13 protein-coding genes and 1 pseudogene are annotated in these 14,323 nt (G+C 62.1%); 6 read left to right on the forward strand and 8 right to left on the reverse strand.

The window, feature by feature from the left end:
- The first annotated feature begins 6 nt into the window (after nt 1-6).
- Nucleotides 7-867, forward strand: coding sequence for an LOG family protein (locus tag EUU22_RS17975; RefSeq protein WP_129333362.1), 861 nt, complete (start codon nt 7-9; stop codon nt 865-867).
- Between the two features lie 62 nt (nt 868-929).
- Here the strand turns inward: EUU22_RS17975 and EUU22_RS17980 are convergent, their stop codons facing one another.
- Both EUU22_RS17980 and EUU22_RS17985 read right to left on the reverse strand, forming a co-directional pair.
- Nucleotides 930-1,508 carry an EF-hand domain-containing protein gene (locus EUU22_RS17980; RefSeq protein WP_129333363.1) on the reverse strand — a complete coding sequence of 193 codons (579 nt, stop codon included), beginning with the start codon at nt 1,506-1,508 and terminating at the stop codon, nt 930-932.
- Nucleotides 1,509-1,618: 110 nt separating this feature from the next.
- Entirely contained in the window at nt 1,619-2,341 is a 723-nt protein-coding gene (locus tag EUU22_RS17985; RefSeq protein WP_129333364.1) for a pyrimidine 5'-nucleotidase, read from the reverse strand.
- A gap of 103 nt (nt 2,342-2,444) precedes the next feature.
- Here EUU22_RS17985 and EUU22_RS17990 point away from each other — a divergent pair, with 103 nt between their 5' ends.
- Together EUU22_RS17990 and EUU22_RS26000 are read left to right on the forward strand one after the other, a co-directional pair.
- The gene (locus EUU22_RS17990) at nt 2,445-3,359 is read left to right on the forward strand and encodes an EamA family transporter (RefSeq protein WP_129333748.1); all 915 of its coding nucleotides are present in this window, start codon (nt 2,445-2,447) and stop codon (nt 3,357-3,359) included.
- Between the two features lie 92 nt (nt 3,360-3,451).
- Nucleotides 3,452-3,985: pseudogene (locus EUU22_RS26000) on the forward strand (methylated-DNA--[protein]-cysteine S-methyltransferase); the annotation flags it as partial.
- Between the two features lie 9 nt (nt 3,986-3,994).
- Here EUU22_RS26000 and argB read toward each other — a convergent pair.
- Entirely contained in the window at nt 3,995-4,882 is an 888-nt protein-coding gene (gene argB, locus EUU22_RS18000; protein ID WP_129333366.1) for an acetylglutamate kinase, read from the reverse strand.
- Nucleotides 4,883-5,155: 273 nt separating this feature from the next.
- Here argB and EUU22_RS18005 point away from each other — a divergent pair, with 273 nt between their 5' ends.
- Entirely contained in the window at nt 5,156-5,884 is a 729-nt protein-coding gene (locus EUU22_RS18005) for an anti-sigma factor (RefSeq protein WP_129333367.1), read from the forward strand.
- A 24-nt stretch (nt 5,885-5,908) separates the two neighbouring features.
- Here EUU22_RS18005 and yihA read toward each other — a convergent pair whose 3' ends face one another.
- The 5 genes from yihA to rpmH all read right to left on the reverse strand — a co-directional run bounded on the left by yihA (nt 5,909) and on the right by rpmH (nt 10,054).
- Entirely contained in the window at nt 5,909-6,568 is a 660-nt protein-coding gene (gene yihA, locus EUU22_RS18010) for a ribosome biogenesis GTP-binding protein YihA/YsxC (RefSeq protein ID WP_129333749.1), read from the reverse strand.
- Between the two features lie 82 nt (nt 6,569-6,650).
- Entirely contained in the window at nt 6,651-7,568 is a 918-nt protein-coding gene (locus tag EUU22_RS18015; protein ID WP_129333368.1) for a DMT family transporter, read from the reverse strand.
- 60 nt (nt 7,569-7,628) lie between these two features.
- Nucleotides 7,629-9,497 (reverse strand): membrane protein insertase YidC, encoded by a 1,869-nt coding sequence (gene yidC / locus EUU22_RS18020; RefSeq protein ID WP_129333369.1) that lies wholly within the window; start codon nt 9,495-9,497, stop codon nt 7,629-7,631.
- Entirely contained in the window at nt 9,497-9,886 is a 390-nt protein-coding gene (gene rnpA, locus EUU22_RS18025; protein ID WP_129333370.1) for a ribonuclease P protein component, read from the reverse strand. The genes yidC and rnpA overlap by 1 nt, the downstream gene beginning before the upstream one ends.
- A gap of 33 nt (nt 9,887-9,919) precedes the next feature.
- Nucleotides 9,920-10,054: a 50S ribosomal protein L34 gene (gene rpmH / locus EUU22_RS18030; RefSeq protein WP_078070738.1), complete on the reverse strand. Its 135-nt coding sequence runs from the start codon at nt 10,052-10,054 to the stop codon at nt 9,920-9,922.
- A 423-nt stretch (nt 10,055-10,477) separates the two neighbouring features.
- Here rpmH and EUU22_RS18035 point away from each other — a divergent pair, with 423 nt between their 5' ends.
- Complete coding sequence (locus EUU22_RS18035; RefSeq protein WP_129333371.1) at nt 10,478-12,526, forward strand: methyl-accepting chemotaxis protein; 2,049 nt, start codon at nt 10,478-10,480, stop codon at nt 12,524-12,526.
- Between the two features lie 205 nt (nt 12,527-12,731).
- The gene (locus EUU22_RS18040; protein ID WP_129333750.1) at nt 12,732-14,207 is read left to right on the forward strand and encodes a sensor histidine kinase; all 1,476 of its coding nucleotides are present in this window, start codon (nt 12,732-12,734) and stop codon (nt 14,205-14,207) included.
- Nucleotides 14,208-14,323: the final 116 nt, after the last annotated feature.

A 14,323-nucleotide genomic window follows, 5' to 3' on the forward strand; every position in this document is an offset into this window, starting at 1 on the left:
GTGAAAATGGCGAAGCTAGAGAATGGTCCGAGACAGCGTAGCGGTGGAATCTGGGATCCGCTGAAAGACAGCACGACCGACCGCAAGGTCGCCGCCGGCATCCCGCGGACGCCACAGTCGGAATCTCCGTCCTATCGCCTCGCCTACATCGATGACGATTTCCTCTGCCGCGACGAACTCCGGCCCGTTCGTCTGCAGCTCGAGCTGCTGAAAGTCGAGATGATCCTCGCCGAGCGTGGGATCAGGTCGACGATCGTCATGTTCGGTGGCGCCCGCATTCCGGCGCCTGGGGCAAGTGCGTGGGCCGCACGCAACGAGACGCAGCGTGCCAATCTGGAAGCGGCATCCGTCTTCTACGAGGAGGCCCGCAAGTTCGCCGGCCTCTGCGCGGAATACTCGGCAAAACACGACCACCAGGAATATGTCGTGATGACGGGCGGGGGGCCCGGCGTCATGGAGGCGGGCAATCGCGGAGCGGCAGAGGCGGGCGCCCCGTCGATCGGCCTCAATATCGTCCTGCCGCACGAGCAGGCACCAAATGCTTTCGTGACGCCCGAACTCAGCTTCAACTTCCATTATTTCGCGATCCGGAAGATGCACTTCCTGATGCGTGCCAAGGCGATCGCCATCTTCCCCGGCGGCTTCGGGACCATGGATGAGTTCTTCGAGGCGGTGACCCTGATCCAGACCAAACGTATGGCGCCGATCCCCCTCATCCTTTTCGGTGAAGCTTTCTGGCGAAGGATCATCGATTTCGACGCGCTCGCGGAATTCGGCACGATCGCTCCGGAGGACGTGGAATTGCTGAATTTCGTCGAAACGGCGGAGCAGGCCTGGAAAGTCATCGCCGATCACTACGAGCACTGACGCGAATGGCCCACGGCATCGCCGTGGGCCATTGTCCTTTCAGGCGGCGGATATCTGCCGGGTCAGAAGGAGCCGCGCTTCGGCATGTCGTCGGCGGAGAGTGCGCCGTCGCCATTGCGATCCATGCGGGTGAAGAACTTGTCGCTCGCCACAGATGCCTCTTCACGGCTGATCTGGCCGTTCTCGTCGGCGTCGGCCATCCGCATGCCGCCGAAGCGCCCACCGTGCCCCATCCCCTGGCGCTGCCCGTCTTCAGCCATGGCGCGTTCGCCATGATGCTTCTTCCAGCCCATCATGCCCATCTGGTGGCCGGTTCCGTCCTGCGGTCCCGTGCCCATACCTGCGCCCTTGCCGGCGGGCGCGTTCGCCCGCATGGCTTCGCGGTGGGCGCGAAGTTCGCCTGGGGTCAAGGCGCCGTCCTTGTCGGCATCGATTTCTCCAAACAGCCTCTCCTGGCCGGTCTTGGCTTCGTCCTTGGAAATCTTGCCGTCCTTGTTCGCGTCGAACTGTTGCAGCATGTGGACGAAGCGGGCTTCTGGGCCGCGTCCCCCCGCCATCTCCTGGCGGGCGAAGGCCGCCGCCGATGTGCCGACGACAAGCGTGGCAGCGAGGGCGGTGAGCGTGATCGTTTTCCTGTTCATCAGCATTCCTTTCAGCGTCTTCTGATGAAGGAAAGCTACGGTTTCGTGCGACGCCATCCCACTTAAACTTCGGTAAGGCTGCATGAATTTTTGGTAATATACAAAAAAGATCAGTTGCTTGTGCCGACTATCGTCTGAAGGAAGCCGGCGAGATCATCGGTCATGTAGTCGATGCAATCCGGTTGCTTGGCATTCTCCGCCAATTCCCAGCTCTCCAGCACGGTCGTACCGAGATTGCGGGGAACGAGAAGAACCGTCTTCATGCCGAGCGAGCGGGGAACCAAAAGATTGCGCGGCAGGTCCTCGAACATCGCCGCACGTCTGGTGTCGACGCGATTGAGGGTCGCGAACTTGTCGTAGGTGTTACCGGCGGGCTTCGGGACGTAATCGGCCGCAACGATGTCGAAGATGTCGTCGAAGTTATCGAGGATGCCGAGCGCGCGAGCGGCTGCCTCCGCGTGCTTGACGGTTCCGTTGGTGAATATGAACTTGCGGCCGGGAAGCGCCTTGATCGCGGTACCGAGCGCAGGATCTGGCAGGATCGCCGAATAGTCGATCGCATGGGCTCTTTCGAGGAAGTCGTTTGGGTCAACCCCATGATGGAGCATCAGGCCCGCAAGCGTGGTGCCGTGATCGCGATAGTACTGCTTCTGCAGCACTCTTGCGGCGTCCGGTTCGAGTTGCAGCAGTTCCGCGACATAGGCCGTCATGTTGCGATCGATCTGCGCGAACAGGTTGACGTGGTGCGGATAGAGGGTGTTGTCGAGGTCGAAGACCCAGTCGCGCACATGCGCGAAATCGGCCATGTCGGGATGTGTGGGGGGTGTGGTCATGGTTTAGCTGTGACACGGATCACCGCAAAAATAAACGCCTGGCGTACTGCTTTTCCCTCCGGGGATATGGCGACCTCGCATGCCCCGTGCTAACGCGATCGCCATGGAATTCTGGGCCGCCGTCACAATCACCAGCGCATTCCTCCAGAATGTGCGTTCCGCATTACAGAAACACCTCAAGGGGCGAATGGGCACGACGGGGGCGACCTTCGTGCGCTTCGGCTTCGGCGTACCTTTCGCGCTTGTCTATCTTGGCGTCCTGCACCTCGGTCTTGGGCGGTCGCTGCCGGTCCCGAGTGGTAGCTTCTGGTTCTGGGCGGTCGTCGGTGCGTTCGCGCAGATTGCCGCGACCTTCTTGCTGGTACATCTTTTCTCCTTCCGGAACTTTGCCGTCGGGACCGCATATTCGCGCACGGAGCCCGCGCAGGCAGCATTGCTCGCACTCGTTTTCTTCGGCGAACGGATCTCCGGGTCGGTGATGATCGCGATCGCCGTCTCCGTGGTCGGCGTCGTTCTGATCTCCGTTGCCCGCACGGAACTTGCCACACGAACGCTCCTGCGCGCGGTCGTCAGCCGGACTGCCTTGGTGGGACTTCTTTCCGGTCTCTTCTTCGGCGTTTCCGGCATTGCTTATCGTGCCGCCTCATTGTCGCTCGCGCCGAGTCTGCCGGCCCCGGATTCGCTGATGCAGGCGGGCTATACGCTGGTAATCGTCATCCTGATGCAGGCATTCTCCATGTTTGTGTGGATGGCCTTGCGCGATCGCGAAGAATTGCGTCGGGTAAGGGAGGCAGCACCGGTCGCACTTCTGGTTGGCTTCGTCGGCGCCACCGCCTCCTTCGGATGGTTCACGGCGATGACGCTCCAGCAGGTGGCGGTGGTCAAGGCGCTGGCGCAGATCGAGATGCTGTTCACCTTCGCCTCGTCGGTGTTCATCTTCCGGGAGCGGATCACCACTCTCGAATTCGCCGGCTGCCTGTTCGTTGTCCTCGGCGTACTGATCCTCGTCCTCGGCTGAATTGCCTCCGCCGGTTTCGGGTTGCCAGCCGTTTTCGCCCTTCCTACATTGGGTGGGCAACCCGGGACGGATCGATGATCGCTACGGAACCGCTTTTTGCCGAATGGTTCGAGACGCCGCTTGGCGACATGGTCGCGGCCGCCGCCGACACCCATCTGCATTTTCTCGAATTTCGGGATGCGGCGACACGAGAAAAGACGCTCGCCTCACTGCAGGCGAGGTCGCGTCGACCCGTGGTTTGCCGACGCAATCGGGTGATCGACCAGATCGGCACCGAACTCGCGGACTACTTCGCCGGCAAATCGGCCTCGTTCCGCACGCCGCTTGCCCCTGAAGGCTCGGACTTCGAAAAGAACGTATGGACGGAGCTTCTCAAGGTGCCACTCGGCGAAACCTGCTCCTACGGAGACATCGCCCGTGTGGTCGGCGGTATGGAGACAGTACGCGCCGTCGGAAAGGCGAATGGAGCCAACCCGATCGCCATCGTCATTCCCTGCCACCGCTGCATAGGCGCCGACGGCTCCCTGACAGGCTATGGCGGCGGGCTATGGCGCAAGAAGTGGCTCCTGCGCCACGAGGGACAGATGCGGCCGATCGGCCTCTTCGCCCTGGGTGAGGCCCAATAGGGCCGAGGATCAGGGAACGATCAGCGTTCCAGCGCCACCTTCGGTGAAGATCTCGAGCAGCACGGAGTGGGCCGTCTTGCCGTTCAGGATGACGACACCCTGCACGCCGGCATTGATCGCGTCGATGCAGGTCTCGACCTTCGGGATCATGCCGCCGGAGATGGTGCCATCCTTGATCAGCGCGCGTGCTTCGGCGACCGACAGTTCCTTGATGAGCTCGCCGTTCCGGTTGAGCACGCCCGGCACATCGGTGAGGAAAAGCAGGCGGGTGGCGCGGAGCGCACCGGCAATGGCTCCTGCGAACGTGTCGGCGTTGATGTTGTAGGTGTGGCCGTCGCGGCCGGGCGCAACCGGCGCGATGACCGGTATCATCTCCGATTTGGCAAGCAGGTCGAGCAGGGTCCGGTCGACTTCGACCACTTCGCCGACAAAGCCGAGGTCGAGCACGCGTTCGATGTTGGAGTCAGGGTCGGTCACCGTCTTCTTCGCCTTTTCTGCGAAGACCATGTTGCCGTCTTTCCCGCAGAGGCCGATGGCCCATTCGCCGGTCTGGTTTATGAGGGCGACGATCTCCTTGTTGATCGAGCCTGCCAGCACCATTTCGACGATCTCGACCGTCTTCTGGTCGGTGACGCGCAGTCCGCCTTCGAAGCGCGATTCGATGCCCATCTTGCTCAGCATGGCGCCGATCTGCGGCCCGCCGCCATGGACCACGATCGGGTTGACGCCCGACTGCTTCAAGAGAGCGATGTCCTCCGCAAACGCCCTGCCGAGCTCGGGATTGCCCATTGCATGGCCGCCGTATTTCACGACGATCGTCTTGTTTTCGTAGCGCTGCATGAAGGGCAGCGCCTGGGCGAGGAGGCGTGCCTGGATTTCGCTGTCGGAGGCGGTCATGGGACATCCTTTTTGTTGGATCGCGGCCTTTTAGCGCAAGTTCGGGTCCGAGGGAATAATCACGCGAAAAACTTGGAGCCGGCAGTCGTTGCCGACATCGGCTCGCGCGTCGCCGCAGCGCAAGGTGGCAAACCGATTGACAGTCGTGGCGAAGAATTGGATTCTTGCAACGTGCAAGGTAGCGCTCGCGGCCGTGCGTGTTCCGCGTTCGACCGCATTTGGTGCGGTGCGCGGCTCGTACCATGATATGCGAACCCGAGAACCGATGGATCGATGACGACGCCCGATCAGAGCAAAGGAGACCGGTCCCGCGACGAGGTTCTCGCCGGGGAGTATGTTCTCGGAGTGCTCGGCGCGAACGAACGTGCGAGCGTCGAGGAGCGCCTGCGCCACGACCGGCCCTTCGCGGCGATGGTCCGCCGCTGGGAGCGCAATTTGTCCAGTATCGATCAGGGGTATGGTGCCGAGAGAAAGCGTTCCCCGCAGGTGCGTCCGCGTTTCGACGAACCTGCGGGGCTTCCCGCGGACCTTTCGCTTTCAGGGTTCGCCGCGAGTCTCTGGAACTCTCTGAGCTTGTGGCGTTCGCTGGCGTTGGCAGGTTTCGCAGCGCTCGCCGCCTTTGCTGCGGCCGGTGCGGGCTTATGGCCGTTTCGGGTGCCCGAGGACGCCCTGCTTGCGGAACTGACGTCGCCGAACGAAGCTCTGGGCTTGTCGGCGCGGTACGATCGCGCGACCGGCAGAATCAGACTCTCTCCCGCAACGAACAGGGACGCCGCGCCGAAATCGCTGGAACTCTGGCTACTGGAAGGCGGGGATCAGGCGCTTTCGCTCGGTGTGCTCCCGGCGGAGGGGGGCGCTGACGTCCTCGTGCCGGCTAAACTGCGTGAGAAGGTCGTTGAAAAAGCCGTGCTCGCTGTCAGTGTGGAGCCGTATGGCGGTTCTCTCACCGGCAAGATGACCGGGCCCGTGGTTGCAAAGGGCGTAATTCACGGCCGGCCCTGATGGGAGAGGCAGCCGTCTGCCGCCTCAGCCGCGGCGGCCGATGGTATTGAGAATGGCCGAGCGCAAGTCGTCCATGCCGCTTCCCTTTTCCGACGACGTTGCCAGCACCTCCGGGTAGGCGGCCGGCCGCTTGCGGATTTTCTCCACGGTTTCAGCGATCAGTCGCGGGACGCCCGCCTGCTTGATCTTGTCGATCTTGGTGAGGACGATCTGATAGGAGACTGCCGCCTTGTCGAGCAGGTCGAGCACCTCGTCATCGTTCTTCTTGATGCCGTGCCGGGCGTCGATCAGCACATAGACGCGCTTCAGCGTCGAACGGCCGCGAAGATAGTCGAAGACGAGCTTGGTCCAGGCGTCGACCTGTTCCTTCGGCGCCTGGGCATAGCCGTAGCCTGGCATGTCGACGAGCGCCATTGGAGGCAAGTCACCCGCCTCGCCGCTATAACCGTCCGGAACGAAGTAGTTGAGTTCCTGGGTGCGACCGGGCGTGTTCGACGTTCGCGCAAGCCCCTTCTGTCCTACCAGCGCGTTGATGAGCGATGATTTGCCGACGTTCGAGCGTCCGGCGAAGGCAATCTCCAGCGGCCCTTCCGGCGGCAGGAACTTCATGGACGGGACGCCGCGAATGAAGATCCACGGATTGCCGAAGAGCGGCTTTTCGTTTGTCGCAATGTTCTCGGCCATGGCTTCCGTCTTCATCCTTCCGTCGTAGCGGACTGGCTTCCGGGTTTTGATGTGGGATGTCAAGAAGAAAGGCGGTCCTGGGTCAGCGCCGGTTGGCCTGCTGCCTCCGGAATTCTGTGCCGAGGTAGGTGATGAGCGCGGCGAGGATGACCAGTCCGCCCCAGATGGCGCGCTCGCTCGGGATCTCGCCGTGAATGACCGCCACCCAGACCGGGGCAAGCATCGTTTCGCCGGTTCCGAGCAGCGCGGCGAGCGCCGAGGGGACCAGCCGCGCGCCGGTGACGAAGAGGGCCATGCCAAGCCCGAGGTTGAGTGTTCCGAACACGAAGAGCAGCGCGAGCTGATCAAGAGGAACGAGCAGCGCGCCGGCCTGCGTCGCCGAGACGACGCAGGCGACGAGCGCTCCGAGCGAGGCGGCTGGCGTCATGCGGACATTGGTGTAACGGCGGGTGATCACGGTCGTCGCGGCAAAGACGATGGCGATCGTCAGGGCCAGCGCGTCCCCGATCGGCGAAACGGAGCCTGTGAAGGAACCCGAAACCATAATTGCGACGCCGGCAATGACGGCCGCGATTGCGCCCCAGGTCAGCGTGGTTATCCGCTCGCCGAAGAAGACCCGGCTCATCAGTGCAGCGAAGAGCGGCACGCCTGCCTGCAGGAGGACGACATTGGCGACGGTGGTGTAGCCGATTGCGATGATGAAGCAGGTGGTTGCGGTTGCAAAGGTGCATGCGACCACAAACCCCGGCCAGCCCATGTTACGGTAGAGGGCGATGGTGCCTCGCGGCCCGTCGCGCAGCAGCATGAAGGCGATCAGGAAGACCGCGGCAAAGAAGTTGCGCCAGAAGACGATCGTCCAACTGTCGGTGACGTCGAGAAAGCGGGCTATGGCGCCGCCGAAGCTCCAGAAGAATGCCGACCCGAAGACCAGGAGCGCGCCGACACGCTCCTTGCGGATATCGTTGACGGCAGTATCCGGGGAAAGCGTGTTGAGGCTCATGTCGATCTCGGATGCATCTACGAAAAACTCCGGGGGAAGCCCCCGGAGTTTCTTGATGTCTTACTTGCTCGGCTGCGGTTTTCGCCGGAACAACGATCTCAGATTGTCGACGAGTTCGATCTTCACGCCGTGGCGCTTCATGATGATCGACTGCTGAAGGATCGACAACGTATTGTTCCAGGCCCAGTAGATCACCAGCCCGGCGGGGAAGCTCCCGAGCATGAAGGTGAAGACGAGCGGCATCCAGTTGAACAGCATCGCCTGGGTCGGATCGGGCGGCGTCGGGTTCATGCGCATCTGTAGGAACATCGTGACGCCCATGATGATCGGCCAGATGCCGAGATGCAGGAACGTCGGCGCGTCGAACGGCAGAAGCCCGAAGAGGTTGACGAAGGTCGTCGGATCAGGAGCCGAAAGGTCTTGGATCCAGCCGAAGAAAGGCGCGTGCCGCATTTCGATGGTGACGTAGATGACCTTGTAGAGCGCGAAGAAGACCGGAATTTGCAGCAGGACCGGCCAGCAGCCGGCGACCGGATTGATCTTCTCCGTCTTGTAGAGCTCCATCATCGCCTGCTGCAGGCCCATCCGGTCGTCGCCGAACTTGGCCTTCAGCTCTTCCATCTTCGGCTGAACGCGCTTCATGTTGGCCATGGAGGCATACTGCTTGCTGGCGAGCGGGAAGAAGAGAAGCTTCACCACGATCGTCGTCAGCAGGATTGCAACCCCGAAATTCCCGACCATCCGGAAGAAGAAGTCCATCAGTTGGAACATCGGCTTGGTGAAGAACCAGAACCAGCCCCAGTCGATCAGGAGGTCGAATCGGGGAACCTGATAGCTCTGTACATCGGCGGCTTCGCCGCCGCGCAGGCTGGCGAAGATCGTGCCGAACCAGGAATCGTCGAGTGCGTAACCGTTGACGACGCGCACTTCCTTGGCGCCGGCGAAAACCAGGGTCTTGAGACTGGTTTCCTGCCCGGGGGCGACGGTGACGGCGTCATTCTTGAAGTCAGCCTGATAACGCGGCTGACCGTCGGAAAAGTGCGAGAAGCGGGAATCGTACGCGATCGTCTGCGGCGGCACGAGAGCCGCTGCCCAATACTTGTCAGTGATGCCGATCCAGCCGCCGGTCGCCTTGTCGTTCGCAACGCCCTCTTCTTCAATGTCGCCGTACTTCTTCTCGACGAGGCTGCCGTTCGTGCCGATTACCCCGAGGAAACCCTCGTGCAGCACGTAGACAGAAGGGGTCGCCGGCTTGTTGTAGCGGGTGATGCGGCCGTAGGGCGCTACCGACGCAGCTGTCGCGCCGCCGTTCTTGATCGCGTCTTCGACGGTCAGCATGTAGTGCTTGTCGACGGAGATCTTTCGGGTGAAGGTGAGGCCTGCCTCATTGGTGAAGGAGAGTGTGACCGGCGTCGACTGGGTCAGCTTGTCGCCTTCGGCCAGCGTCCAGACGGTCGACGGCCCGGGCGCCGCGCCGGCGCCTTCGCCTGCAACATAGCCGAGCTCGGCGAAGTAGCCGTCTTTCGTGTCGGACGGGCTGAACAGAGTGATGATCGGGCTCTGCGGATCGACGGTCTCGCGGTATCCCTTGAGCTTGAGGTCGTCGAAACGGGCGCCGGTCAGATTGATCGAGCCGGAAAGCGCAGGTGTGTCGATCGCGACACGGGCTGTCTTGGCGATGGCGTCCTCGCGGGTAGCAGTCGCGCCAGCCTGGCCGGACGCGGGCAGGGCACCGGAGACCTGAGCTCCCGTCGATGGCTGTGTTGCCGGGCTTTCGCTGCCTGCCGGCGCCGTCTTCGCCTGCTCGGCGATGCGTGCCTGCTCCTGACGTTGCGCCTCGATCTTCGGATTCATGTAGAAGAATTGCCAGGCGAGCACGATCAGCACGGACAGGGCAATCGCGATGAAGTAATTGCGTTTGTTTTCCATCACACTTTCCTGGAACGGGTCTGGGAAGACCGCTTGTGTTTCGGCCTGGCTTCGATCCGTTCGGCCAGTTCTTCCGTGAGTTCTGCAAAGGACGCCGACAGCACGTCCCGCCGGGCGACAACCACATAGTCATGTCCCGACTGCATTGCAAACCCCGCCTTCACGCGCACAGCCTCCCTGAGGCGGCGGCGCATGCGGTTGCGCTCGACGGCATTGCCATGTTTCTTGGTGACTGTGAAGCCGACTCTCGGCTCGCCCTCGGGCTCCTTGCGATCGAGCACTTCGAGGAGAAAGAGGCCGCCGCGGCGTTTCTCGCCTTCGCGGACAGCAAGAAACTGCGGCCGGCTCTTCAGCCGCCCGACAGTTTTCGTTGGTTCATCAGACGTCATTCGCCCGTTTCCTGGGATCGGGCACGTCCGGCCTTAAGCCGAAAGACGCTTGCGACCGCGAGCGCGGCGTGCGGCGAGAACCTTGCGGCCGCCGTTGGTGGCCATACGCGCACGGAAACCGTGGCGACGCTTGCGAACAAGCTTGGAAGGTTGGTAGGTACGCTTCATTTATTTAATACCGCGGTGTGCGGCCCTTCTTGGGTTTGCATTTCTGCAAGAGCGTTGGAGTTTCGCACGGCGGATCTGCCGCGTGAGCGGGCGGGTATCTCCGGGCGTGCGGGGGGCTTATACGGGCGAAGACCCCGAGAGTCAATCGGTTGCGCGGTTGCCGCGTAGCTTGGTGCGAGCCTCCGTAGGGATCGGCTTTTCTTGCAGCTCCAGGTAAATGCGCCGGCCGGACGCCATCAAGGGATGTAGACGATTGCCGCACCAAAAGTAGAAGTGGATTTTCAACTTCCTCTTGCATCCTGAGGAAGTGGTACGCCTTCGCACCCGCACAATAGACGCGAAAGACTTCTTTAATGCCACGTGTATAAAATCCCCATAATTTGATGGGTTTTCGCCCCGAATTGTCGAAGAGGAGTTATATTCGTGAAAATTGGCGGCAAGATTTATTCCCTTGTGGGGGTACTGGGTTTTGCAGCGGTCGTCATCGGCGTCATCGGCATTTACGTCACCGCCCAGTATGCTGGCAGAGCCGAGGCGTTGCGCACGGTGTCGGAGCGGGTTTACCTCGGTGAACACATGAACCGAATGGTGACCGCCGTGGTCATGGAAGCGCGTGGTATCTACGCTGCACCGACGACCGAAAAGGCGGGTTCCTTTGCCAAAGGGCTCCTCAAGAATCTCGATGAGATCGACAGCGTGATTGCTGCCTGGAAGCCGCTCGTGCCGGCCGAACAGAAGGTCGCCTTCGATTCCATGGTAGGAAAGGCGGCAGAATTCCGGGTGTTCCGAACCGAGACGGCGCGTCTCGGCACCGAGGTTGATCCCAAGGATGCCAACGAGCAGGGCAATAACGAGGCCAATCGTGCCAACCGGAAAGCCTTCCAGGCGGATATCGATGCCGTGGTCGAGCAGGACAAGGCCGAGCTTCAGGCGATCACGGCGTCTCTCAAGTCGTTCCAGACCCTGATGCTGATGCTCATCACGGGCGTCACCTTCGTGGCGGTCGCCGGTGGTGCCGGTTTCGGCATGTACATCGCCGTCAATCAGCTCAGCCGGCCGATCCGCAATGTCACCAACGCAATGAAGAAGATCTCCGACGGGGATTATGGCGTCGACATCCCGTATGCGGGCCGTGCCGACGAAATCGGTGACATGGCGGCCGCCGTCGAGATCTTCAAGCAGAACGGCCTCGCCGTCCAGCGCCTCAATGCGCAGGAAGCGGCCATGCGGGCGAAGAGCGACGACCTGCAGTCCAGCATGTCGGTTGTGGTCGCCGCTGCGGCCGATGGCGATTTCGGCCGGCGGATCGAAAAGCGCTACGATGACCCCAACCTCGATCGTTTCGCGGCCACTATCAACGCCCTTCTGACAGCAGTCGATGCCGGTGTCGCGGAGACGCGCCGCGTGGTGGCGAGCCTGTCGGCGGGAGACCTGACGCAGAGCATGCATGGCGATTTCCGGGGTGCCTTCGCCGAGTTGCAGGTGAACGTCAACGCGACGGTCGGCCGGCTGCGGCAGATGATGGTCGACATCCGTGGCAAGACCGACCTCATCGACGGTAATGCCGATGAGCTGATGTCGGCGACGAACGACCTTGCCAAGCGCACCGAGCAGCAGGCTGCCGCCCTCGAGGAGACATCCGCGGCGCTCGATGAGATCACGGTCGTTGTGCGCAGTTCGAGCGAAAGAGCGCAGGAAGCAAGCGAGATGGTGACGGAGGCGACCCGCAGTGCCGCCCAGTCCGCGATGGTCGTCGGCGAAGCCGTCGAGGCCATGGGGCGGATCGAGCAGGCGTCGCGCGAAATCTCGCAGATCATCAACGTTATCGACGAGATCGCCTTCCAGACGAACCTGCTGGCTTTGAACGCCGGTGTTGAGGCGGCTCGCGCCGGCGAGGCGGGCAAGGGTTTCGCCGTCGTTGCACAGGAAGTCAGGGAGCTCGCGCAGCGTTCGGCGAACGCCGCCAAGGACATCAAGGCGCTCATCACCAAGTCGGGCGAAGAAGTGTCCGGCGGCGTCAAGCTCGTCCAGAAGACCGGAGAGGCTCTCTCGGAGATTGAAAGCCGGGTGCTGAAGATCAACGACCATATCCATTCGATCGCGACAGCAGCGAAGGAGCAGTCCACCGGTCTGCAGGAGGTCAATACCGCCATCAACCAGATGGACCAGGTTACCCAGCAGAACGCCGCCATGGTCGAGGAAACCTCGGCGGCGACCCACAAGCTCTCGGAGGAGGCAGACGGCCTCGCCGCGCTCGTCGCCCATTTCCGGCTCTCCGACGGTGCGAGGGACAGTGCCGTTCCCGGTCCTGCCATCCATGCTGCGGCATCGATCCGGATGCCGGCACCGGCTTCGAGCGCTCCGCGCAAGCCTGTCGCCTCTCCGGCACGCCAAATGCAGGGAAGCGTCGCCCGTGCATTCGGCGATGGCGCGGCGGCAGTCGCCCAGGACGCCGAGTGGGAAGAGTTCTGATCGCTCCGATCAGGCAGGCACACAACGTTCCATAGGTCGCGAGCATCGCTCGCGGCCTTTTTCGTGCGGAGACGAAGATTCGTGCAGGCTTCGTTCTTTCGATGCCGCTTATCTTTTACTTCTTACCGGTCTATCCTATGTATGCACCCCGGGGCTTTCTACCCGCGGTCAGATCAGCGGCAAGGAGAGGCCGATGCCAGACGAGATGCGGAGGACGGAACCTGACGAGGGCGTGCCGAAACCCGCCATCGGTCCAGGCTTCTTTCAGGGGTTGTCCGGCAAGCTCCTCTGGCTCACGATTGTCTTTGTGTTGATAGCCGAGGTGCTGATCTTCGCACCCTCGATCGCCACGATGCGTCTGCGCTGGTTGGAGGATCGTTTGCGGACGGCGGCTGCCGCGAGCGTGGTGATCGACGGGCTTCAGCCGATCGAGTTGCCGCGGGCACTGCAGGACGAGGCGCTCATGGCGACGGGCACCAAGGCAATCGTGCTGCGCAAGGACGGAACCTCGCGTCTCCTCGTGGTCGACAACATGCCACCGAAGGTCGACGCCCAGTTCGATCTGGCCAACGTGCATCCGCTCCGTTCGGTGAGTGATGCGCTTTACACGCTGTTCTTCGGCGGCGACCGCATCCTGCGCGTCTATGGACCCGTCGGCGAAAGCGACATGGAGATCGAGGTCGTCCTTTCCGAGAACAGCCTGCGCAAGGCGATGCTCTCCTTTGCGCGGTATCTCGCAACGGTTTCCTTGATCATCTCGGTGATTACCGGCGTCCTCATCTATCTCGCCATCAACCGGATGATGATCCGCCCGGTCCGGCGCCTCACCTGCAGCATGCGGGAGTTCACCGAGGATCCCGAAGACCCTGCCCGTATCCTGGTGCCGGAGAAGGGCAGTGACGAACTCGCCGTCGCCTCACGGCATCTGTCGATGATGCAGGAACAATTGCACCGGACCCTCAAGCAGCAGAAGAACCTTGCCGATCTCGGCCTTGCCGTTTCCAAGATCAATCACGACATGCGCAATATTCTGGCTTCGGCGCAACTCATGTCGGATCGCCTCGCCGATGTGGAGGATCCGATGGTCAAGAGTTTCGCCCCGAAACTCCTTCGGACGATCGATCGGGCGGTTGGCTATACGAGAGAAGTGCTGGCCTATGGTCAGGCGGCGGAGGCCGAACCGCGCAGGCGCCGGATTCAGCTTGCGGCCCTATGCCAGGAGGTGCGGGACATCCTTGCGATCGACCCCGAGAGCGGTATCGAATTCATCGACATGGTGGCTGCCGACCTGGAGGTGGACGCCGATAGCGAGCAGTTGTTCCGGGTGATCCATAATCTCTGCCGCAACGCGATACAGGCGCTGGCCGGCTATGGCGTAGGCGATCCCGACGTCGTTCGCCGGCTGACGCTCACGGCGCAGCGGGTGGGCAGCGTGGTTTCGATCACCATCGACGATACCGGCCCGGGCATGCCGCGCAAGGCGCGGGAGAATCTCTTCGCCGCCTTTCGTGGCGCGGCGCGGTCGGGCGGCACAGGGCTCGGCCTTGCGATCGCCCGCGAACTCGTTCTCGCCCACGGTGGTACCATCGCGCTTGTCGAGAAGCCTGGATCTGGCACGCTCTTCAGGATCGAAATTCCCGATCGCCCGGTGGCGCTTGACGACTGGCGTGCTCGCGCATGAGCGCATATATGGTGCGAAAACAAAGACATGGTGGGATCGTGATGTGAAAATGACGGAATTTTTTGAAATTCGCTTGCAATCCTCCGCGCCACGCTTTAGAGGATCGCCACGCAGCC

Source organism: Ciceribacter ferrooxidans (assembly GCF_004137355.1).
Lineage (GTDB): Bacteria > Pseudomonadota > Alphaproteobacteria > Rhizobiales > Rhizobiaceae > Allorhizobium > Allorhizobium ferrooxidans.